At 30.4% G+C, this 21,960-nt stretch carries 21 protein-coding genes and 1 rRNA gene; 9 read left to right on the forward strand and 13 right to left on the reverse strand.

Translation table 11 applies throughout. The annotated features are described in order from the left end of the window. Both rrf and QBK95_RS21410 read left to right on the forward strand, forming a co-directional pair. Positions 1–105 (forward strand): 5S ribosomal RNA (gene rrf / locus QBK95_RS21405); the annotation flags it as partial. A gap of 196 nt (positions 106–301) precedes the next feature. Beyond that, positions 302–496: a hypothetical protein gene (locus QBK95_RS21410; RefSeq protein ID WP_280936608.1), complete on the forward strand. Its 195-nt coding sequence runs from the start codon at positions 302–304 to the stop codon at positions 494–496. Between the two features lie 92 nt (positions 497–588). Here QBK95_RS21410 and QBK95_RS21415 read toward each other — a convergent pair whose 3' ends face one another. From QBK95_RS21415 to QBK95_RS21425, 3 genes are all read right to left on the reverse strand, one after another. Continuing rightward, the gene (locus tag QBK95_RS21415; RefSeq protein ID WP_280936609.1) at positions 589–3,549 is read right to left on the reverse strand and encodes a DNA polymerase III subunit alpha; all 2,961 of its coding nucleotides are present in this window, start codon (positions 3,547–3,549) and stop codon (positions 589–591) included. A 2-nt stretch (positions 3,550–3,551) separates the two neighbouring features. Continuing rightward, a complete protein-coding gene (gene dinB, locus QBK95_RS21420; RefSeq protein ID WP_280936610.1) occupies positions 3,552–4,763 on the reverse strand; it encodes a DNA polymerase IV in 1,212 nt (403 codons plus the stop codon). Positions 4,764–4,926: 163 nt separating this feature from the next. Further along, positions 4,927–5,739 (reverse strand): hypothetical protein, encoded by an 813-nt coding sequence (locus tag QBK95_RS21425; protein ID WP_280936611.1) that lies wholly within the window; start codon positions 5,737–5,739, stop codon positions 4,927–4,929. Between the two features lie 290 nt (positions 5,740–6,029). On the opposite strand from QBK95_RS21425, the gene QBK95_RS21430 reads away from it, so the two are divergent. From QBK95_RS21430 to QBK95_RS21450, 5 genes are all read left to right on the forward strand, one after another. After that, a complete protein-coding gene (locus QBK95_RS21430) occupies positions 6,030–6,539 on the forward strand; it encodes a DinB family protein (protein WP_280936612.1) in 510 nt (169 codons plus the stop codon). 145 nt (positions 6,540–6,684) lie between these two features. Continuing rightward, on the forward strand, positions 6,685–7,122 hold the full coding sequence (locus QBK95_RS21435) for an RrF2 family transcriptional regulator (protein WP_280936613.1): 438 nt from the start codon (positions 6,685–6,687) through the stop codon (positions 7,120–7,122). 94 nt (positions 7,123–7,216) lie between these two features. Continuing rightward, the gene (locus QBK95_RS21440; RefSeq protein ID WP_280936614.1) at positions 7,217–9,262 is read left to right on the forward strand and encodes a tetratricopeptide repeat-containing sensor histidine kinase; all 2,046 of its coding nucleotides are present in this window, start codon (positions 7,217–7,219) and stop codon (positions 9,260–9,262) included. Beyond that, complete coding sequence (locus QBK95_RS21445; protein ID WP_280936615.1) at positions 9,228–9,434, forward strand: ATP-binding protein; 207 nt, start codon at positions 9,228–9,230, stop codon at positions 9,432–9,434. Before QBK95_RS21440 ends, QBK95_RS21445 begins: the two co-directional genes overlap by 35 nt. Before the next feature lie 14 nt (positions 9,435–9,448). Continuing rightward, positions 9,449–10,162, forward strand: a complete 714-nt coding sequence (locus tag QBK95_RS21450) for a LytR/AlgR family response regulator transcription factor (protein WP_280936616.1) — start codon at positions 9,449–9,451, stop codon at positions 10,160–10,162. Between the two features lie 280 nt (positions 10,163–10,442). On the opposite strand, the gene QBK95_RS21455 is transcribed toward QBK95_RS21450, so the two are convergent. The 4 genes from QBK95_RS21455 to QBK95_RS21470 form a co-directional block, all read right to left on the reverse strand. Beyond that, the gene (locus QBK95_RS21455) at positions 10,443–10,631 is read right to left on the reverse strand and encodes a hypothetical protein (RefSeq protein ID WP_280936617.1); all 189 of its coding nucleotides are present in this window, start codon (positions 10,629–10,631) and stop codon (positions 10,443–10,445) included. A gap of 84 nt (positions 10,632–10,715) precedes the next feature. Continuing rightward, positions 10,716–10,904, reverse strand: coding sequence for a hypothetical protein (locus tag QBK95_RS21460; RefSeq protein WP_280936618.1), 189 nt, complete (start codon positions 10,902–10,904; stop codon positions 10,716–10,718). 118 nt (positions 10,905–11,022) lie between these two features. After that, entirely contained in the window at positions 11,023–11,211 is a 189-nt protein-coding gene (locus QBK95_RS21465) for a hypothetical protein (RefSeq protein WP_280936619.1), read from the reverse strand. Positions 11,212–11,329: 118 nt separating this feature from the next. Further along, entirely contained in the window at positions 11,330–12,997 is a 1,668-nt protein-coding gene (locus QBK95_RS21470) for a helix-turn-helix domain-containing protein (RefSeq protein ID WP_280936620.1), read from the reverse strand. Between the two features lie 235 nt (positions 12,998–13,232). On the opposite strand from QBK95_RS21470, the gene QBK95_RS21475 reads away from it, so the two are divergent. Then, entirely contained in the window at positions 13,233–13,847 is a 615-nt protein-coding gene (locus QBK95_RS21475; RefSeq protein ID WP_280936621.1) for a LytR/AlgR family response regulator transcription factor, read from the forward strand. A 146-nt stretch (positions 13,848–13,993) separates the two neighbouring features. Here the strand turns inward: QBK95_RS21475 and QBK95_RS21480 are convergent, their stop codons facing one another. Further along, entirely contained in the window at positions 13,994–14,560 is a 567-nt protein-coding gene (locus QBK95_RS21480) for a conjugal transfer protein TraO (protein WP_280936622.1), read from the reverse strand. A 298-nt stretch (positions 14,561–14,858) separates the two neighbouring features. On the opposite strand from QBK95_RS21480, the gene QBK95_RS21485 reads away from it, so the two are divergent. Beyond that, on the forward strand, positions 14,859–16,388 hold the full coding sequence (locus tag QBK95_RS21485) for a leucine-rich repeat domain-containing protein (RefSeq protein WP_280936623.1): 1,530 nt from the start codon (positions 14,859–14,861) through the stop codon (positions 16,386–16,388). 117 nt (positions 16,389–16,505) lie between these two features. Here QBK95_RS21485 and QBK95_RS21490 read toward each other — a convergent pair whose 3' ends face one another. From QBK95_RS21490 to QBK95_RS21510, 5 genes are all read right to left on the reverse strand, one after another. Next, positions 16,506–16,655, reverse strand: a complete 150-nt coding sequence (locus QBK95_RS21490) for a hypothetical protein (RefSeq protein ID WP_280936624.1) — start codon at positions 16,653–16,655, stop codon at positions 16,506–16,508. A gap of 35 nt (positions 16,656–16,690) precedes the next feature. Further along, positions 16,691–16,873, reverse strand: a complete 183-nt coding sequence (locus QBK95_RS21495) for a hypothetical protein (protein ID WP_280936625.1) — start codon at positions 16,871–16,873, stop codon at positions 16,691–16,693. Between the two features lie 196 nt (positions 16,874–17,069). Further along, a complete protein-coding gene (locus tag QBK95_RS21500) occupies positions 17,070–17,678 on the reverse strand; it encodes a hypothetical protein (RefSeq protein WP_280936626.1) in 609 nt (202 codons plus the stop codon). A 12-nt stretch (positions 17,679–17,690) separates the two neighbouring features. Then, positions 17,691–18,530: a hypothetical protein gene (locus tag QBK95_RS21505; protein ID WP_280936627.1), complete on the reverse strand. Its 840-nt coding sequence runs from the start codon at positions 18,528–18,530 to the stop codon at positions 17,691–17,693. 25 nt (positions 18,531–18,555) lie between these two features. After that, the gene (locus tag QBK95_RS21510; protein WP_280936628.1) at positions 18,556–21,957 is read right to left on the reverse strand and encodes a PAAR-like protein; all 3,402 of its coding nucleotides are present in this window, start codon (positions 21,955–21,957) and stop codon (positions 18,556–18,558) included. Positions 21,958–21,960: the final 3 nt, after the last annotated feature.

The following is a 21,960-nucleotide window of genomic DNA, read 5'->3' on the forward strand; positions in this document are numbered from 1 at the left end:
GGTGGTTATAGCATCGGGGCTCACCTCTTACCATTCCGAACAGAGAAGTTAAGCCCGTTAGCGCCAATGGTACTACAATCGTGGGAGAGTAGGTCGCCGCCTTCCTTGAAACCCTTCATTATATAATGAAGGGTTTTTTTATACCTGAAAATTAACTAGGTTGGTTATTTTTCGTTTTACATCTGATTCATAATAATCAGTTTCTATAATAATTTAGGGGAATTTTACGTTTTTTATTTGACACAAACTTTGAGTGTCTTAATAATGTTCAGAGTAAATAATTCAATTTTTAATTTTTATTATGAAAAATCAACTCTTAAACCTAGGAAAAAGATTAAGTAAAGAAGAGCAAAAAAAAGTTAGTGGAGGAATGCCACGACTAAAACCTTTCGGTCCTTGTGGAGAAACGGGAGGTATGATAGTAGCTAACCATCATTGTGCTTATGATAATTATGGGACTGTTCTTGTAAATGGTGTTTGTTGGGCTTGTTATTAAAAAGTAATTTTTGACCATTTAATATAAAACAGCTAAATAATAATTTATTAGGCTGTTTTATATTAAACTAGTTTCAGTATATGATTGTAGTGTTATGCATATCTGGGATCCTGAATATAATCTTGTTTAATAATTTTAATAATTTCTATACTTAGGAAATTAAACTCTTCTACTACTTTTCCATATATTCGATAAATCCCTTTTCCTCTAAGCCTGTATTTTTGTAATGTTTTAGGGAATAAAACAGTATCAAATACATTTCCAAATTGATCTAAGAATGTCCCGAAAACCATACGTTTTCCTGTAGATGTTTTTGTGTTTTTCATTGTAATTAGATAACCATAGATGTCTATGTACCTATTTATATATTCTTTTAAATGGATTGCACTGTTCTTGTTTTCAGGAATTGAAGTTAATAATTGATAATAGCCGCATAAAGGAAACCCAAAAGATTCAATTTGTTCGAATGCAATTTCTAATTTAGATGTTTTTAGTTGAGGGAGTGTATATTCTGTTCGTTTTCGATTGAATAACAGGATTTGATTTTGATCTTCTGGAAAGGTGTTATTTAATTTTATATGTGCTTCCCATAGTAATTCATGAATGTTTTTATTTGTAAATCGAAAGGCATCAATCTTTATAAGAATACTTAGCTGCTCAATACTTATATGTACTCGGTCGATAAAGTCGTCTAGCGAAGTAAATACACCATTTTGAGTTCGTTCTGATAAAATACTTTCTATAGTTTTATTATGTAGGTTTCTTAATATCATGATCCCTAAACATATTTTTTTACTTTTAATAGTATGTATGTATTCACTTGTGTTGATGCATGGTAGTAGTATTTGTGCTCCTAATATTTTGGCTTCGTGAAGATATATTTCTGGTCGATAGAAACCACCACCATTGTTTAGAGTGGCTACTATATATTCTATTGGAAAATAAGCTTTAAGAAATAAACTTTGGTAACTTTCTACAGCATAAGAAGCAGAATGTCCTTTAGGAAATGCGTACCCAGCAAAACTTGCTATTTGATCCCAAATCTCGAATATTAGTGATTCTTTATAACCTTCATTTCTACAATTAGTAATAAATTTTTGCTGTACTTCTTTAAATTCTTTCCTTGATCTGAATTTACCACTCATACCGCGTCGTAGTACATCGGCTTCATCTAATGTTAGTTTTGCAAAAAAATGTGCTACTTTGATTACATCTTCCTGATATACCATAATACCATGAGTATCTCCCATTAGGTCAAGCATAATTGGATGTGAATTTTTTCTTCTTTCTTGATCATGCTCTCGAAGAATATATTCACGCATCATTCCACTTTTTGCTACTCCAGGACGTATGATAGAACTAGCAGCTACTAATCCTAGATAATTATCTGTTTTTAGCTTACTCAAAAGCATTCTCATGGCTGGAGATTCTACATAAAAACATCCTAAGCATTTTGCTTCTCTTATTAGTGTATTGATTTTAGGATCTTTTTTTAGCTTAGTAATATCGTGGATATCAAAATTTGCACGTTCAGGTTGATTGTATTTGATGATGGCAATTGCATCTTTAATTTTTGCTAATCCTCTCTGTCCTAGGATATCAAATTTATATAACCCTAAATCTTCTGAAATGATCATATCGAATTGTACAGTAGGGAAACCTTTAGGAGGTATATCGGTAGCGGCATAATAATGTAAAGGCTTTTCGCTAATTAATATTCCGCTAGCATGAATACTAAGGTAATTAGGCATTCCTTGAATCAGATCACTATATATGATAACAAGTTTACTGATATCGTCTAATGTGTTTTTATTATAGTCTCCATTACTTAATTTATCAATTTCAAATTTAGGTAGCCCGAATACTTTCCCTAATTCTCTTACAGCTCCTTTATAATGAAAAGTTACATAGGCTCCTAATAAGGCTACATTGTTAAATTCTTTAAAAATAAATCGAGTGATATCTTGTCGGTCTTTCCAGGAAAAATCTATATCAAAATCAGGAGGACTTGTTCGATGTGTATTTATAAAACGTTCGAAGTAAAGGTCTAATTCAATGGGATCTACATCTGTGATTCTAAGTAGATAAGCTACAATGCTATTAGCCCCACTGCCACGACCTACATAATAATATCCTTTATTTCGAGCATAGGTAATGATCCTCCAGTTAATTAGAAAATAGGATACAAAATTCATTTTTGTGATAAGAGATAATTCTTTTTCCAACCGATCATGAACTTCTTGAGAAGGATTTGGATAACGATAAGGAAGTCCTTCTTCACATAATTTATATAATAATTTAGTATCACTTTTGATATTAGCTGTATACGTTTTTTGATTCAATGAAGGTTTATTTTTTGAAAAATCAAAAGTTATATTACAGGCTGATTGTATTGCTTCTGTATTTTTTAGTATAAAATCAAATTCTGAAAATTGAGATTTTATTTCGCGATCTGAAATCATTTTTTCAGAAAAGCATGCTTGTTGTTTTGTTGAGAGACGACTTAATAGAATATTATTATTGATCGCTCTTAATAAGCGATGTGCATTAAAATCTTTTTTATTCCTAAAAGTTACAGGTTGTAATATGACGAGTTTGTCTTTATGTTTATATATTTTAGAAAAACGAAGTTTATTTCTTTCTTTTAGCGATATCCCTACAAATTCGTTACTCTTAAAATTTGTTTTACCCGAAATATTAATGTGTTCTAATGGATATATAATAAACGCATTTTTGAATTCTGGGGCATTTTCAGGAAAACTAATTTGATTATTAGAATGATATGATAAAAAATCATTTAGTTCTTTATATCCTTCATTATTTCTTGCTAGACCAACATATATTGTGTTATTGTTGTTTCTAAAATCAATACCAACAATAGGTTTTATATTATAGTCTGTTGCTTTTCTAATAAAATTAAGGCAAGCAGAAGTGTTGTTAATATCAGTTAATGCAAGACAATTGACATCATTTTTTTTTGCCAATTCTAACAAATCTATTTCAGAAAAGGTTCCAAATCTTAGACTATAATATGAATGACAATTTAGATACATGGTTATTGTTTTCTATGTGCTAATACAATAGGAGGTTGTCCATTAAAAGGGTTTTGCATTCTGCCTATAGTTTTTGATCCCATTGCAGCAGCTCGGATAACACTTCTATCCCCATATCGATCGCGAATATGATCTAAAGCTTTATAAAGGTTAAGTTGTTTTTCACTGTCTTCAAAGAGATTGATCTGATAATTTCCACCAACTAAATGACTAAATCGTATACCTATTAGCCGTACTAATAGTCTTTTTTGATATAATTTTTCAAAGAGTTCCAAGATTTTTGGGATTAAAATATGATCTGCACTCGTATATGGTATTTTAAGTTGTTTAGAGTAGGTATTGAAATCTGAATATCTAATTTTTACAGTAATACAGGCAGAAAGTTTGTTTCCTCGGCGTAGTTGATATGATAAGTTTTCTGTCATTGCTATTAAAATGTTTCTTAGTTTGTACACATCTATAGTATCTCTATCAAATGTTCTTTCTGTAGAGATAGATTTCCGTTCAGAAAACCCAATTACTGGAGCATTATCTATCCCGTTAGCTCTTTTCCAAATAGTTAACCCGTTTACGCCTAGTACACTTTTCATAGCTTCTACAGGCATATCTTGTACAGTTTTAACATAACGAACCCCTAAACTTCTTAAAGTGTGATATGTTTTATCTCCAACCATAGGGATTTTTTTGACAGATAATGGAGCTAGAAAAGATTTTTCTGTGCCAAAGTCAATTTTTAATTGATTATTAGGTTTAGCTTCATTTGTAGCTACTTTAGATACTACTTTGTTTTGGGCAAATCCTAGAGATATGGGTAAACCAGTTTCTGAAATAATTTTTTGCCTAAGTTCTGACGCATATTTATATGCACCAAAAAATTTGTCCATTCCTGATAGGTCTGCATAAAATTCATCAATACTGGATTTTTCGAAGAGAGGAACTTTTTCTTTTATAATTTCTGTTACAACATCAGAGTATTTGCTGTATGTTCCAGCATTACCTTTTATGATAGTAGCTTCTGGGCATAATTCTTTTGCTATCTTCATAGACATTCCTGAATGTACACCAAACGTCCTAGTTTCATAACTGCAAGCAGCTACAACACCACGATCACTAGTGCCCCCAACTAGTAAAGGCTTGTTTTGTAATGTACTATCAATAAGACGTTCTACCGATACATAAAACGTGTCTAAATCAAGATGTAATATAGTTCTCAATAATCAATATTTTGGAATTATTCCAAATTTATGGAATTATTCCAAAATATTGATTGTAAAACTTTTCTATTTATTAACATTGGAGCAAAAAAAAACGGTACCTAAAATAAGATACCGTTTCAAAAAATTTTATTTTGGGGCTACAAAATAAAATTCAATTGTATTAATTTTCTGTATATCCAGCAAATTGCTGCATCGCACTTTTAGTAAGTTCTTTAGCTCTATTTATATAGAAACTTTTTGTATCACTTAGTGTTTCGTTTTGTAATTCGTTTTCACTTCTTAAGTAATCTTTTTGAGATTCAAAGATTGATTTATCATCAAAAGCGATGCTTAAATCTTGAAGAGCACTTTCTAACTTCTGTAATGCTTGCTCTGCTTTTACTTTTACTAATCCTTGTTCTTTTAATTCGGCAGCACGTTGTGCTTCAAATTCTGCTTGTGCTTTTTGTTGTTCTGCAATTTGTTGCTGTAACTTTTTTTGTTCGATTTCTAATTGACGCTTTTGCTCTTCTAACTCTTTTTGTTTTTGAGCTACCTCTTCAGAAGCAATTGCAATAGCTTCTTCTTCAGCACTAACGATATCTTCTGTATAATCACTATTGCCAAGATTAGCTTGACAGTCTGTTAATTGCTCTAATAATTTTGGACCTAGGTCTTTAGCTTGTTTCGCATAATACCTACTACGCTCATAAGTATCTTGATCTAAAGAGCTTACCATATTAGTTTTAGCTTCATATGCTGTTTCATTAGCTTCTTTACAGCCACATTCATCAGAAAGACTTTCTACTTTTTCAAATGCTTCTATAGCTTTGTCAGCATACTCTTGTGTATGAAATACGTTATTTGCACCGTGTGCTTTTTTAGAATGCGAATACGCATAGCTCGCTGCTGTTAATGCATCTTCATAGATGTCTTGAGCATTAATCTGAATAATAAAAAAAGATAGTAGTAAAATAGAAGCTAGTCTTTTCATTTTTTATGGGGCTTTTTAATGAACAGTACAAGTATACAATATTTTTTAAGTAACATCCAAAAATAAACGTCATTAATCGATGAAATACGCACTTTGTCTTGATTTTTATGGCTTAGCCATAAATAAAGTGATAGATGTCCTACTGTTACATGAGGTAATTTCACCATAATGACGTATTGATAACGAGGCTACTTATACTGTATTGTATACATGTTGATATTAATTATAATTTTAACGTTATAGCAAAGTTGTTATGTAAGTTTATTATGTATATTACGACAATATTTTCTATGAAAGAACTTATCATATCTTCGATTAATCATAACCTTAACAGTGCTATTGCTCTATTAGACGCAATAGATTCTAAAACTTACTGTGATACCACTATTGGTCCATATTATTCAAGTATAGGATCTCACATCAGGCATACATTAGATTTTTTTGATTGTATTATTAGTGGATTAGATACCAATGACATTGATCTTACTGCACGTAAAAGAGATGAAATATTATCTACCAATAAAGAAGCTGCAAAAAATCATATGTATTCACTTCAAGAAACATTATTGTCTTATGTTGATGCAAATACGGATTATCTGATTCATGTAACAGATAATATGGGACAAGGAAAAGTTACTGTAAGTTATACATTAGAAAGTATCTTAGCACACGCAAATAGTCATGCCGTACATCATTATGCTACGATAGGTTATATTCTTGATCAATTGGCAATAGAAATAAAAATACCTGGATTTGGTTATAATCCAACTACACCTGTAAATAAGCGAGAAGGAATCTAAGTATAAATCACTGTTTATTCTGCTTTTTGTATACAAGATCCCTACTTATATATTGTATCTATAGTTGTATGTATCTTTTATCTAGGACAAGCTTATCCGAATTAAAATTTATGTATATATTTGAGTATACTCTAAAACCTAGAATATGTTTTCTAAAGCTTGTGAATATGGAATTAAGGCTTCAATTTATATTGCACAACAATCTTTACAAAACAAATGTACCAATCTGAAGACCATAGCAAAGGAGATTGATTCTCCCGAAGCTTTCACAGCTAAAATTCTTCAACAATTAGTGAAAAGTAATATTTTAGATTCTATTAAAGGAGCCAGAGGAGGCTTTTTGATTAAGGCAATACAAGTAGATCAGATAATGTTAGAAGAAATTGTATACGCAATTGATGGAGATTCTATGTATAGCGGTTGTGGACTTGGACTAAAAGAATGCAATGTTCATAAACCTTGTCCTATACATGATAAGATGTTAATTGTTAGAAAAGAATTGAAACACATGTTATCCAATACAAACCTATTAGAATTAGCAATGGGTATAGAAGTAGGAGTAACATATTTGAGTCGATCATAAAACGTGATATAAGATTAGATGGAAAACTATATTTTACTTTTGATATTAAAATAAAAGATATTCAATACTCATAAGCCATATTAACCAACTTATTATGAACACACAAAAACTGTTATTTCTAATTTTCATTTTCTTAATTGGTTTAAATATTCAGTCGCAAACAGAAAAGGAATATTGTGAGGAATGGAAAAAACAGATTAAAACATTTCAAAGTATCGATAGCAAGTTGAAATATAATAAAGAAATACTTTCTAAAGTAGATAGTGTTTGTATGACAGAAATATATTTAAATTCAGCACATCTACTATATTTGGGCTTGCAAAAAACAGATTCTTCATTATATCTTTACGATAAGGCAATAAAATTAGCTAAAGACTTTAAAAAAGAAGATCTTTTGTCGGTAGCTTATACTAATAAGGCGTTGATTTTGACACAAGTCTTAAAGAATGACGAAGCTAATTCGTTACTTGAAAAGGCAAAACTACTACTACTAAATAAACCAAATGATAAATCTTGGGCTGTATATTTTGAGGCTCATTCGGAGATTTCAGATAATAATTCTGAATATGCAAAAGCTATAAAGTTTGCAGATTCTATGACCGAAATATCAATTATTGCCAAAGATACTTTTAGTTTATTTAGTAGCTACCATAATAAAGGATTATATAATTTCAGGTTGTCAAATTATGAGGAAGCGGTACTAAACTTATTGAAAGCACTAAATCTTCAAGAGAATAACGAGAATTTGATAGGGAGAGCACGTACTAACTATCTTTTAGGATTTGGTTATTTAAAATGGGGACATATAGAAACAGCAAAAAAATACTTAAAAAAAGGTATTGCAGAGGCTGAAGAAAAACAAGATAAATTTACGCTATTACTTAGTTACCCATATCTTGCTGAATGCTATAGACGATTGAATGAAAATAATGAAGCTCTAAGCAGTATCAATTATGGTATTAAATTAGCTAATAATAGTAATAATAGTAATCGAATTGCAAGAGCATATACTGAAAAAGGATGGCTTTATTTAGATAATCTAAAGCAATATGATAAATCTGAGGTGTATTTTAAGAAAGCCTATGATGCTGCTAAAAAATCCAATGATGATTTCTATTTACATTTGTCTTTACAGGGATTAATAGAATTGTATTTAAAGAAACAAGAGTATGAAAATGTAAAAAAATATTTACCCAATTTTAGGAAAGTAACTAATAGGATGAATATATTAATTAATACTCAAGAATTACATAAAATCTATAGTGTTTATTATGAAGAAACTCGACAACCTAGTTTAGCACTAAAACATTTAAAAAAGTATCATGCGATAAAGGATTCTATCACAAATGTTGAAGTATCGACTAAAGTGGTGGATCTCGAGAAAAAATATGATACAAAAAAGAAAGAACTTGAAATAGTGCATCTTAATGAAGAAAAAAAGGAACAAGAACAAATTGCAAAACAAGCCAAAGCACAACAAAATTTATATCTATTGGCAGCAGGGTTTTTATTGTTCTTATTAGGAACTGGAGCTTGGGCTTTTAGAAAATTAAGAAAACAACAACAAGAACTTGCATCTACAAATCAAGTAAAGAATCATCTTTTTTCAATTATAGCGCACGATCTAAGAGGTATGATTATACCTTTTCAGCGATCAGGTAAAATACTAAAATATCATATCGATAAAGGAGATTATGAAAAAACAATAGCACTTTCTCAAGCATTAGAACAAAATTCTGAAAGACTTTCTGATACATTAAATAATCTTCTGAATTGGTCTCTGGAACAAATGGAAGGATATAATATAAATCCTGAATCCATATCTGTAGAGAAAGAACTACAAGGAATTATTGAAGGATATAAAGAACAAGCTGCATATAAACACATAAAAATTGATTTGCAATATGAGGAAAATATATTCATTGATTTTGATAAGGGAGCTTTTCATGTAATTTTTAGAAACCTAATTAGCAATGCCTTAAAATATACGGAGAAAGGAAATATTCGAATAGAATTTACCAATAATAATACGATGTTTTTTTGTTCAGTGATCGATACTGGAATTGGTATTTCTTCGGATCAATTACAAAATATTTTTAGTTTAGATGAAAAAAAAATCAACTGTAGGTACACATGGTGAAAAAGGAACAGGGCTGGGACTTAACCTTGTATATCGTTTTATAAAAATGTATAATGGAACTATTAATGTCTCTTCAGAAAAACGAATTGGCACGCGTTTTGACTTAAGCATCCCCATAACCATATCGTTGGCTAAAGAAAAAGGGGCAATTTCTGAGTCTTTGTCAGCGTAAAATATACACAGGTCATGAATATATATATAGTAGAAGATGATATATTTCATCTAGAAGATATTAAGATAACTATAGAAGAACTAGGACACTTTTGTGTGGGGAGTTCTGATGATCCTTTTGAAGCACAAGAGCAGATAGGAATTCTAAAACCAGATGCTGTTATTTTGGATATTCATCTTAATGGTAAAGAATCTGGTATAGAGCTTGGGGAGAAAATTAAAACATTCTATAAAATCCCCGTGTTTTTCGCTACTTCTGATAATGACAAAGATATAATGAGTAAAGCTGCAGATATTAAACCTGCAGCATACCTTACAAAGCCAGTTAAGAAAGATGATTTGCAAGCTGCTTTGATTTTATCAGATAAGCAGGATACTTCTTTAATTAAAAGTAATCAAGAAGAGTCTGAAGATATATTTGTAAAAAGTGGAAACAAATTAGTTAAAGTAAATTTAGATACGATATTGTTTGCACATACGGATTCAAAAAATTATTGTTCTATAGTGACCACAGATAACAAAAAGCTTTCTGTAAGATATTCTATTTTAAAACTTAGTAAACGACTAGAAAGTTTAGAGTTTGTACAGACACATAGATCTTATATCATAAATTGGAATAAAATTGATTCTTTACATGAGTATGATCAGACCATACAGATACAAGAACATCATATCCCAATTGGGCGTACTTTTAAAGAAGAAATCTATAGAAGATTAAAAGTAATCTGACGAAAACCTACTAAATAAAGCTGGTTGTTAATGGTGATGTTTTTGTAGATTGATTGATCGTATCAGTAAGAGCTATCCTCATAAGATAGTATGTATTAGTTGTGGTTGGAGGTGGAGGAAGAATTATTATTGAGCTACCAATAATATGTTTAAATTTATTTAATTAAGTGGTTTTTATCGTATCTAAACCTAGTTTATTTTTAGCTCTTTATCTCCATAGTTAATGATAGATATAATAACATTTTAGAAAGAAGATTATCTATTTTATAAAATAAAAAAACTAGATATCACTTCCCATAGCTCCTGTTTTGGTAGAAGTTATAGTAGTACATGTATAAGTATGACAAGTAAAAGATTGGACATTTATAGGAACACTTGTGGGAACGGGATTACCACCCATTATTGCTCTGGGATTATTTAACTTCGCAACCTTTATTTTATCCAAACTGAGTTTTTTCTTATTTTTCATGAGACGAGTATTTTGTGTTTTATAGTTAAACTTACATATTAGGTTATTTATTATACGTTAGTTATAGTATCGAGGTTTTATTTATTAGATGTCACTACCCATAGCTTTTGTTTTGGTCGAATGACTGGTGCCAAAAGGATCTGTAGGGCAATCTAAACTAGTTCTTGTTGGTGGAGGAATTGTGCCGGTATTAAATCCGCCTATAATGTTTTGAGGATTGTTTAATCTGGCAATTTTTAACTTATCTAAACTGAGTTTTTTTCTATTTTTCATTAAACGTTTTTTTGGTTGTTTTTATAACAAAAAAATATTTTGAAACAATTTTATTTTCTATACCTAATCTAATAGTCTAGTCCAGTATATTAAAATGTTTGTAGTAAAAAAATACCCATTAGATACCACTACCCATAGCTTTTGTTTTGGTAGAATGATCACCACTAGTTTTTTTAAGACATTTTTCACTACTTGTTGGCGGAGGAATTGTACCAGTATTATATCCACCTATAATGTTTTGAAGATTGTTTAATCTGGCAATTTTTAACTTATCTAAACCTAGTTTATTTTTAGCTCTTTTTTTCATTTGAATACTTTATTGTTTGTGTGTGTGACAATCTACAATTTTAGAGGCAACTATACACAGAAAGATGCTTGAAATTTATAAATTTCAAGAGCTAAATAACTCTTTTACTTATTGAAAATCATTTTTTTAGGTGTTTTATAAAGTACGATGGATATATCCCAGTTTTTTTATGAAAAGCAGAAGAAAACGATTGTGCATTTTTAAAACCAACTTCTTCGGCAATCGCTTGTATCGTATAAGACCTAAGAGATTTATTGGTGGTTAGTTGATCTACAGCAAAGTCAATTCTTAAATTATTAAGATAATTAGCAAAATTCACATTTTTATAGACATTAATAATTTTGGACAAATATGCACTATTGGTATTTAATTCTTTTGCTAATGAGTTGAGCGTATAATGTTTTTTTGCAAATTGATTTTTATCTTCAAAATCGAGTAATTTTTCCAACACGGTTTCTATTACTTCAGTAGGAATATCAATATCCTCTTTTTTAAGAAGATCATCATTAATAGTATGTATAAGTTCCGCTTTTTGCGCCTTCTGATTCTTTTGTTGTTCAAGCAATTTTTGAAAGCGTTTTTTGCTCACATAGCTTTTTCTAAATCCATAGATGGTGATTAGAATCAGAATAATAGAAATTACAACGAGTATGGTTATCGTATTATCTTTTAGGAATTTATCTTGCTCCAATTGTTGTATTAACTGTTCTTTTTCTGAAACAAGTTCAGCTGCATCGAATTTTCTAGTTATATTTTTAGTTAAATATATTTGATTCGCATGGCGGATACTGTCCAATCTTAATGCAGTATTTATATATTCTATCTGTAATTGATAGTCGTCTTTTGATTTAGCATAAGCTTTCAAATGAGCATAAGCATCTCTAACTTCAGGAATAACATCTTCTGTTTTTCTAAGGATAGTGTCCACTTTTTTAAAATACTGTATACTTTTTTCGTTTTCTCCAAGCGCTTTATAACAGCGAGCGATATAATAATCACATGTAGCTACTCTAGTTTCTGTAGGATCGAATTTTTTGATAAGATCTTTTCCTTTTTGTAAGCTATCAATTGCTTTGGTATAATTTTTTAATAAATATTGATGTATACCAGAAGTAACGATGATATAAGAATAGGTAGTTGAATCTTTTATCTTTAAAGTACCCTTAATCCCTTTATCTATAGTTGTAGAGGCGAGATTTATTTTTTTTGTATAGACATAAGCATCGGCAAGCGCATAAAGTGCTAAATTATAACTTCTTGGATTTTTATGAATAGGGTTTTGTTCTACAAAATTCAAGTAATCATTAAAAATTACTTGCGCTTCTTCTCGGTCACCAGCCAGGTTTTTTAGTAATCCAATATTAAATTTAGCTTCCAGAAGTGTCTTGGTGTTATTTTTTTCTTTGGCAGATTTAGATGCTTTTATATATAGTTCTAATGCTGCGATATAATCACCAAATTCGTATTTTACGTTGCCTTTTTCTAAGTAAGCTGTTGCTGGGTATCGATGATATCCTTTTTTTTTAGTAATCCTGATAATACTATCAGAATAAGCCTCTTTATCTTTTGGTTTTAGAATAGAAAAGAAATGATATGCGTTCGCTATGTTTAAGGTATCCTGCTGATTAAGAGAGCTACTAAGATGTTCCTGTACAATTTTAATCCTTAAAGAGTTTTCTTTTTCTTTTCGAAGAAGTCCCCTCATTTCTTCAAAATTATCTTGTGCAATCATTTGATAATTAGATGTCGACAGAATAATTGCAGATAGTATAAGTAAATACTTCATCATCATTAACGGGGTACTTTTATGTTTAATAACTTACAATATAGAATTGTACGCATATAATTATGTACGAATGTAAAGATTTAATAGGAATCAAAATAATTAATTTCCTTAATTTATATGTACTTGATATTTATAAATTTCAACTCTTAATTTATAAATATCAATAATATACTCTTGTAATATACTGTATGTCTGAATTAGATTTGGTAAAGTAAATATTATAAAAAAGAGAAGTATGGAACCATTTAAAGTAGAAGAAAAAAGTAGTACGTATTTGGATAAAATGAATATTGACCTTAACGATCTTAAAAATACATCACTAAGTAATTTAGATACTTCTCTTAAAATACAAAAGCAAATAATAAGACATACTTCTGATGGTATTATTATTGGATTTTATATTAAATCCAAGCATGCTGGTTTGGGTTTAAGCAATAAGGTGAATTCATTGTATAAAACTCCAGCTTTATTTTCTTCTTTACAGGAAGCGCAAGAAGAAATTGATGATACAAATATCAAAGATCGATCAACAACCTTATTTATTAAGTGCGGTAATAAACTAATTAAAGTGGCTGTGGATACCATTCTTTATGCGCATACAGATTCTAAAAACTATTGTTCGATTATTACTTCTGATGGGAAAAAACTTTCTGTGAGATATTCTATTACCAGTTTACTTAAAGCATTAGGTCGTAGTTTCTTCACGCAAACACATCGATCTTATATTATAAATTGGCAAAAGATAGATTCTTTTCATGAATATGATCAAACCATAGAAATACAGGGATATCATATTCCAGTAGGAAGAACTTACAAAGAAGATTTATACAAAAAAATGAAGGTTATATAAATAAAAAAAGGAGACATAGAACACGATGGTTCTTTGTCTCCTTTTTAACACAAACAAACTTCCCTTTTTAATCTATTTTGTTTATTTCTTTTTTTTCAATCTATACTTCTTGGATATAGAAAACGATAAAGTTTCCTATTGCTTCACTACTTTATAATCAATTTAATTCCTACACCAACATAAGGAGTAAATTCACCAGCTTCGCTATTAACATGATATAATTCATTCGCTTTTATATGTATGGCAATAACTGGGGAGATGAAAATATCAGCATCCAATCCTACATATGCACCGTAGATAATAGTATTGGTTTCTATTTCTAATTGTAAGTCGTTACCTAAATCTTTATTACCATTATTAATACTTTCATATCCAATAATTCCTCCTGCACCTAACGCTAATCCAAATTTTCTGGAATTGTTTCTTATAACGTCAAAAAAGTAACCAGGATTAAAAGAATAAGAATGTACAGGTATATCGATATTTTGTTGTTCTAATTTTGCAAAAATTCCTAATGCATTGAATTGGATGTAATCAAATTCATTAACCTTATAATCTACAGCTAATGCACCACCAAAACCATCTTGAACAATCCCTCCAGTAAGAGAAAGTGCCACTTTATGGCTTTGAGCAGATGAGATATTAGTATAAAAGAAAAAGAAAACCAACGCTAATACTTTATAAAGTGTTTGCTTTTGTCTGTGCACTATCATATACATCCTGAATACTTTTAATTAAACTTTGTTTTGCTTTTTTGATGGTATATATAAGAACGAATTAAATGTTTATTATAACGCAAAATGATGCTATGAGGATTTTTGTGTGTATTATATGGATAAGTGTATTGTTTTGCGGGTTTTTTGTTCTGGTCAAGACTTAAAAATATTGAAAGAAGAGATATCCATTCATTCATCCACAAAATACAGCCATTAGACCACTTACCAATCTAAATGAGGTTTTTTTCATACATATTTGTTCTGTAAATAGAATGTGTATTTAGATATGTGATTTATGAAAAATTTGTATTTAAAAGTTTTTGTGTTGTGTACAACCGTATTAATTTCATGTTCCAAGGAAATAGATGAAGATGTTATTGTTAGTGTTGCTGAAGACAATTTTGAAGATGTAAACAATGTATTATTAAAAATATTGGAAGACAACCCTAATACTACTTTAAACTGGGATGGTAATCTTGATAATATTAGTAGTTGGGAAGGACTTGTTATAGAAAATAATAAGCTAATAGAGTTGGATATCGAAAACAAAGGAATCATTGTACTTACGCCAACAATTAATTTATTAACTGATCTAAAGGTATTGAAGCTTAGAGGAAATGAACTTACTAGTATTCCTGATGAGTTATTTGATTTAGAAAGTTTAGAACAATTATCAATATCTGGAGCTAATGCTAATGTGCAATCTGATGTGTTTTTATCGGGTTTATTTTCTTTATCTAATTTAAAAGAACTTACAATAGCTCGATTCGAAATTAACGAAATTCAAGGTATAGGGATTTTGACCAAAATGGAGAAATTAATACTTGAAGGCCTTCCATTGGATGCGCTACCTAATGATATAGGTCAGCTTTCGCTTTTAAAAGAAATACAAATTATTAATGGTAATTTTTTTGAAGTCCCTGAAAGTTTCTTTGCGTTAAATAATCTAGAAACGATTGCATTAAATAACAATGAAAACCTTACTACTTTACCTGAAGGTTTTAATTCATTTGAAAGATTAGCTTCATTAACAATTACAGGAAGTAAGGGAATTCAAACTTTTAATAACAGTATTTTTGAAATAAGCACGCTTAGGGAGTTAGATTTATCGAATAATAACATTGGATTTTTGACAATTGAAGATGGTATTATTCCAGATGGAATAGGTATGTTGGCTCAACTAATAGATTTGAATTTAGAAAATAATCATATTAATACAATTAGCCCAAGAACAGGAGATTTAATTAACCTTAAAACGATCAATTTTAGTAACAATAATATCATAGATATTCCCAAAGAGTTAGGAGCACTTACGATTTTGGATGTTCTGGATGTATCTGGAAACCTTCAACTTAACGAGATTCCAGAAGAGGTCTGTAAACTTGAAGATTTAGGAACTACAATTATTAGTGAAGGAGAATGTGGAGATTTAAGAGTTAGTTCTGAATATAGTTTTAATACAACAGAAGTAGGTACTACTTCTCTAATGTTTATAGATGTTGCTTTGAATGCCGTAATAGATCCTATTTTTATCGATGGAGATGGTCCTTTTGATTTGGATTTTGGAGAGATAGGTTTTGAGATTCATGAAGTAAACATTACGGATGTACTAACACGAGAAGATACAGTGGATCAAGTGCTAGTGATTCAAAGTGCAACTCAACAATTTATTAATGGTACTAATACGTTACTATTCGAAATGGTATCACCTTCTATTCCTAATAAAGATTTACCAGAAGGCAGAACATATAGAGTTCGATTATTTAATACAGAATCCAGTACAGTAAAAACATATTTGCCAGCATATGAACTTTCCGTTTTATAAATAATATTCAATTTTATATCATCAGTCAATTATTAAGAAACCCTCATCGATTATAAGTACGATGAGGGTTTTACATTTGTTATTTCCTAATAAGAGAATATAACGAGACGTTTTCTTCTAGTCACAGTTTCTATATGGACATAAAAATTGCATGTCAGAAGTTACTCCGCAATCACATCCGTTAACAGCATAGCCTCCATTAACAGTTTTCTGAATTTCTTTTTTAAGAATTTTTACTCCTTCTATATTTAAAAAGTTATTTTTCATTGTGTAAAATTTTAAGTTTTATAAGTGAATTTATATTATCTCAACGTACATAATTTACCAAATGGTGAGCTTGGAAAAGAAACACATTGATAATTATAACTAGCCGTAAGATCTACACAATCTCGATCATTATGACATGGTAAAAACAATCCGCCGTTAATAGTTTTTTGTTGCGCTTTAGTTAAGGCGGTTCCTAAGCTTGATAAGTTGTTTATCATGATGTAAAAATTTAAGTTAGTTTATTACACGATGTAATAAGTATACTTAAGGTATTACTTGGTAATAGAATAATGTATATATAGTGGGTTTTTGGTCAAAAATTGTGGATCAACTACAGATTGACGTGGAGGTTTATAATGGGTAATAGTCCGTAAATCAGGATTAAGCAATGGAATTTCTAATGCATAGAGCTTACTAAATACTAAAGAGACTATTGTCGTTAGTAGCTGGTTTTGATTTTTTAACTGTATTAGGAGTTGTTTTGATCTTGGATGGAGTAGGAGTTCTATTTTTATTTTCTGAATCCCCTAGTTGAGCTCCCATTACTAAAGAAGGCTCTTTATCTTTTTTTGGATTGGATGAACCTGTTGAAATTGTTGATTTAGGAAGGTTTGTGTCAGAAAGATCGTCAGGATCCTCGCCTTTTAACATCATGTCATCTTCTTTTTTAAATTGAAGCATTTCGTCTAGAGTAAAATGACGTATAGGTACATCGATAAAACCAGGTATATGATCTACATTTCCTTTTTCATAAATTTCTTTAATAATCGCAATACTTTGGTCCTCTGTAGCATAACCTTGTTTATGAATTTTATTAAGTTCTACGGGGCAATCTATTTTCCATTGATCGATTCCTTTCCAGTTAAAAGATATTATATATTTTTTGATGTCTGATTTATATAATTTTATTTCAGAGTCGTGATGTTCAGATAATCCTTGGAAACATTTCAGAATTTCGTTATCATCAACTTTTTTATCAATAATATCGATACACTGTAAACTGTCTATAATTGCTGCTCTCATAGTTTGATATGATTATATAATACTAAAATCAGAATTTGCTGTTTTTTTGTGGAGTTTTATATCGAACTCCGCACTTGATTTTTTATGCGGATTGTTTAAAACTATAAGAGATAACCCGTTTTTTCTCCTTAATTTAAGTAAGCGACCTCTACCCATTAAAACATGTTCAATATTATCAAAATCTATAGGAATCAATTTATACCCTTTGTCAATTAATAAGGTAATATCTTCAATTTTGCATTTTTCATGTTGCTCATTGGTAAGGTATAAAGTTTCTTTTAACAGTCTGTTTTTATCTTCATTAAGCTTAATAAATTGTGGAATCTGTTTATTATTGATAATTGTTTCCAGGTTTTTGAAGAACTTAAATCCTTGAGTTAATAAAGATTGAGGGTTTTGTTTTAGTAAGTTTACTGATTCTGTCCATCCTAACGCTTCGAACGGCAGTATTTTATCCTTATAGACGCCTAGAAGTTCATAACTAGGTAGCCCTTCTAGAGTTTTGACATCTTTAATGTTCAAAGGATTTTCCTCATCTATAGCATTTGGGGTCTTTAGTTCTAATAATCGAAAACTGTTTTTATTGTTAGTTTTGCTTTTTACAGAAAGTTGTAGATGAACGAATGAACTTTCTAATAATGTTTCTTTTCTAAAAGAAGGTGTTATCACAGCCTTTATTTCAAACTCACTTTGTTTGAGAATCAATTGATTAATGGGTATTGTAATTGATAACCCCTGATTTTGTGTTGATAATGGTTTAAACTCAAATAGTATTACATCATTGCACCAAATTTCTGCATTACAATTATTGACGTTAATACTTAAAGTATATATGGGTTGTGTTATGTTCATATATTGGTTTTTATAAAAAAATGAATTAAAATCCTCCACCAGTTATATAACCAGATGATTTTTTATCGGTTAAATAGATCTTAGTTGAGTTAGATACTCCCTCAAAAATTTCTATATCAGCATATTTAGTACTTAGATCTACATCTATAAGATAATCTCCTTTAGTGTCTTTATCTCCATCTATTAAACTTTCATCATTTCCAAATCCGAAAAAATCTTTGATACTATCCACTGCTTCTGCTACAACACCAGTTAGTTTCCAACCTTGAATTTGATAGGTAATAGATCCAGTAAGTTGCATTCCATCAAATTTAGAGTTAAGAGATAGATATATGCTATCTTCGAAATGCAAGGCCGTACTCGCGCTAATTCCTGTAGTTAATGCATTTGTACTTTTGAATACATATTTAAACCCCATTGACGTTGTATTAAGATTTCCTTCCAGCAGTACTTTAACTGATCCAGCACCGCCGCCTTCGATAACAGTATTTTGATTTTCTCCTAAAATTTTTCTGCTTCCTTTAATAAAAAAATGAGCTTTAGCAACAATATTTGCTTTAACAAAGTCTTCTACTCTAGGAAATGGAATAAATTTATCTTCCATATTCAGGTAGTATAGCGCTTTTTTATAAGCTTCTTCAGCTGCGGTGATAAGACCATCAATAAATAGTAATAAAGGGTGTTTTTTTGCAGCTTTAATTAGATCAATTTCTAATTCAAAAGATAACAACTTAGATTGTATCTCAATTTCTCCACTATAGCCTATACCAAAGAAGGGATCGTTGGTTTTTTCTTCTAAACTTCCAGAAGCTTTTACTTCTAAAGTAGGAGGGTCAAATTTAGCAGATACACCTAAATATTTTTTTAAGGGTTTTTGTTTTTTCCCTTTACCGCCATCTCCAATTTCTGTTACTTTCTTAGTGAATTTTGTTAAAATATCTAACGTAGAAAATAATTTTTGAGAGGAATCTTGAATTTTTTTAAAGTTAAATTTTTTAGAAAGATTATGAGATTGTGCTTTATTATCATAAAAAGCTCCAACCGCTATAACTAGATCTGCTCCTTTATTTTCATATTTTAAATCTTTTTGGTTTGGCTTTAAAGAGGCATTTCTTCTATCAAGGCGTGATGCTATATCGGCATATTTATTAAATACGGATTCCTCATGTCCTGTATGTTCAAGGGTTAAAGGATCTTTAGATGAAAGAGATATTAATAAATGCCATTCTGCATCAATATATGCTTTAGCTTGTATTGCTTTAGAAAAATCACATAATTCTATAGGAATATTGTATTCAATAGGTTTCATAGCCCTATATCCCAAAACCATTAAATCAATAAAATCACCAAATAACCCTTCTACTTGATTTGGGTTGTGAAATATTAATACATCCGCTTTATTGTTATTTAGTTGAAGCGTGGAGGCCATACCATCTCTGTAATATTCTTTTGGTTTTTCATGTCCTTGAGTACAGCTACTGCAATCAAGACCTTCAAATTTTAGTGTTAGTTTTTTCTTATTTTTAGTTGTCCCAGCAATAAATATTATTGGGTCGGGTAAGCTTCCTGAAAAAGCAGTTTCGCTCGCATAATTATTCTTAGATAATGTGTATTCGTATGTGTCATTTTTTATGATCTTAATTTCAGTAAGGCTACACTCATCTTCTTTTTTGTCATCATTCGCTTCTTCTGGAGGATTTTCTGGTTTGGTAGGAGGCGGGTTAACAAGAACAGTAGTGTTGGTTTCATTTTCTTCCTTTTTCTCTTCTTCTTTTACATCAGGAGCGTGGGTAATTACATCTCCTGCCGTAAATCCTCCAGCCATAAAACTAGCTCCTTTAAGAGAATCATTTAGGCGAGACATATTCTTGCCTAGTTGGCCCATTACATTTTTATACTTATTAGCGAGCTTCCCTAAATGTTTGGCTGCAATTCCATCAATAAAAGCATTAAAATCTCCTAAAACATCCAAAGCAGCGGCACTTTTATCAATATCTTCCTGAAGTTCACTTGATTCCTTTTGATATTTCTGCATACCTTCTAAGTATCCAATTTCTTTCAGAACTTCATCAATTTCAGCTTGTACTTTGGTATTTAATTCTCCAGTCTCTTCTCCTATAACTGCATTGAGCTCTTCTGTAGAATATTGCCTTGGCTTTTCACTTATAATTCCTGGTGTATCTAAAATAGAAGTTTCTGGTGTATCAAGCATTCTATTTTTAAACTGTGTGCGTTTTTCATTATCTAGTAAATTGGGCAAATTTTCCAGAGCAGCTAAAGCTTTTAGTTGTTCTTTTTTATCATCCGAACTTCCAAGAGATTCGCCATGTTCTTTAAGTATATCATTTGCAGTACTATAATTTCCTTCTACACCTTTAATTGCATTGTCTTTTTCTGTTTCCCAATTATCTTGTATTTGACCGAATCGGTTTTCTGGAAGCGGTATAGAATCATCTATTTCTGAAGGTTTTTGATTTTCTGCGGTAAGGTGACGAGTAGAGGAGTCTTTATCTTCGATTACTTCAAAACTTCTGGGAGTTGTTCCTCCTTCAGAAGATGTTTCAAGTGCATTAATATCTTCATTTATACCGTCTAAAAACTCATTAGCACTTTCTTTATTAGCTTGATCAAAAAAATCTTGATTGTATTTTAATTCTTCTTCTTTACTCTCTTCTTCAGAATCTAAAGGAACTGCCACTAGTACTGGAGATTCTTCAAGTGGTGTGACAGTATCTCCTTCTGGTAAACTATTATCTTTTACCGTCATTAAATCCTGAAGATCTTGTTTTTCTCCAGTGATTAATTGTGTGAGTTCTTTACGTAGATTTTCTAATCGAACGTTTACATTTCCAACTGCAACATCTAGCTCTGCTTTTTTTTGATCGATACCATCTACAAGATTACTAGCATTAGATACCACTCCTTGAAATGATTCATTTTGTATAAAACTTGTTGCTTCTTTTGCAACTCCTGCAATATCTCCAACAGTATCTTTTGCAGCTTGCGCTACTTCGGTTACTTTTTTACTTGCATAATTAGCAGCTTTATTGACCTTGTCTTGTGCTTTATCGACTACATTTTCTGGAGGAGGAGGTGTATCTGTTTTTTTTACAATTTTTATAATGCCTATTCCTAATTGCGCAGTACATTTTAAGGTGCTTTGTTCAATTAAAGGTTTTTGTTTTGTGGCACTTATAGTATCTCTTGGGTTTATCCAGCCTCCTTGAGGCACTAATGTACATACCTTATTTAAGTTCAGAGAACAACTTGCAAAAGGAACAATACTAGATGGCAAAGCATCTTTTTCTGTTACTATCGGTTGTTTTTTTAAATATATGGTTGGATTAATCGCTATCAACGATGACTCCTTAGGACACCCAGTACAGGTAATTTTACTATTACTTGGAATAAAATGCTCTTCTGCCATAAT

The sequence above is a fragment of the Aquimarina mycalae genome, assembly GCF_029906345.1.
GTDB lineage: Bacteria > Bacteroidota > Bacteroidia > Flavobacteriales > Flavobacteriaceae > Aquimarina.

Bases quoted from the DNA above. Each gene is read 5' to 3' on its own strand.
- QBK95_RS21445 (WP_280936615.1), top strand. From the start codon at position 9,228: ATGAAAAAAAAATCAACTGTAGGTACACATGGTGAAAAAGGAACAGGG.
- QBK95_RS21480 (WP_280936622.1), bottom strand. From the start codon at position 14,560: ATGATAGTGCACAGACAAAAGCAAACACTTTATAAAGTATTAGCGTTG.
- QBK95_RS21475 (WP_280936621.1), top strand. From the start codon at position 13,233: ATGGAACCATTTAAAGTAGAAGAAAAAAGTAGTACGTATTTGGATAAA.
- QBK95_RS21460 (WP_280936618.1), bottom strand. From the start codon at position 10,904: ATGAAAAATAGAAAAAAACTCAGTTTAGATAAGTTAAAAATTGCCAGA.
- QBK95_RS21440 (WP_280936614.1), top strand. From the start codon at position 7,217: ATGAACACACAAAAACTGTTATTTCTAATTTTCATTTTCTTAATTGGT.
- QBK95_RS21490 (WP_280936624.1), bottom strand. From the start codon at position 16,655: ATGAAAAATAACTTTTTAAATATAGAAGGAGTAAAAATTCTTAAAAAA.
- QBK95_RS21470 (WP_280936620.1), bottom strand. From the start codon at position 12,997: ATGAAGTATTTACTTATACTATCTGCAATTATTCTGTCGACATCTAAT.
- QBK95_RS21485 (WP_280936623.1), top strand. From the start codon at position 14,859: ATGAAAAATTTGTATTTAAAAGTTTTTGTGTTGTGTACAACCGTATTA.
- QBK95_RS21510 (WP_280936628.1), bottom strand. From the start codon at position 21,957: ATGGCAGAAGAGCATTTTATTCCAAGTAATAGTAAAATTACCTGTACT.
- QBK95_RS21425 (WP_280936611.1), bottom strand. From the start codon at position 5,739: ATGAAAAGACTAGCTTCTATTTTACTACTATCTTTTTTTATTATTCAG.
- QBK95_RS21465 (WP_280936619.1), bottom strand. From the start codon at position 11,211: ATGAAAAAAAGAGCTAAAAATAAACTAGGTTTAGATAAGTTAAAAATT.
- QBK95_RS21500 (WP_280936626.1), bottom strand. From the start codon at position 17,678: ATGAGAGCAGCAATTATAGACAGTTTACAGTGTATCGATATTATTGAT.
- QBK95_RS21495 (WP_280936625.1), bottom strand. From the start codon at position 16,873: ATGATAAACAACTTATCAAGCTTAGGAACCGCCTTAACTAAAGCGCAA.
- QBK95_RS21455 (WP_280936617.1), bottom strand. From the start codon at position 10,631: ATGAAAAATAAGAAAAAACTCAGTTTGGATAAAATAAAGGTTGCGAAG.
- QBK95_RS21435 (WP_280936613.1), top strand. From the start codon at position 6,685: ATGTTTTCTAAAGCTTGTGAATATGGAATTAAGGCTTCAATTTATATT.
- QBK95_RS21505 (WP_280936627.1), bottom strand. From the start codon at position 18,530: ATGAACATAACACAACCCATATATACTTTAAGTATTAACGTCAATAAT.
- QBK95_RS21410 (WP_280936608.1), top strand. From the start codon at position 302: ATGAAAAATCAACTCTTAAACCTAGGAAAAAGATTAAGTAAAGAAGAG.
- QBK95_RS21415 (WP_280936609.1), bottom strand. From the start codon at position 3,549: ATGTATCTAAATTGTCATTCATATTATAGTCTAAGATTTGGAACCTTT.
- QBK95_RS21430 (WP_280936612.1), top strand. From the start codon at position 6,030: ATGAAAGAACTTATCATATCTTCGATTAATCATAACCTTAACAGTGCT.
- QBK95_RS21450 (WP_280936616.1), top strand. From the start codon at position 9,449: ATGAATATATATATAGTAGAAGATGATATATTTCATCTAGAAGATATT.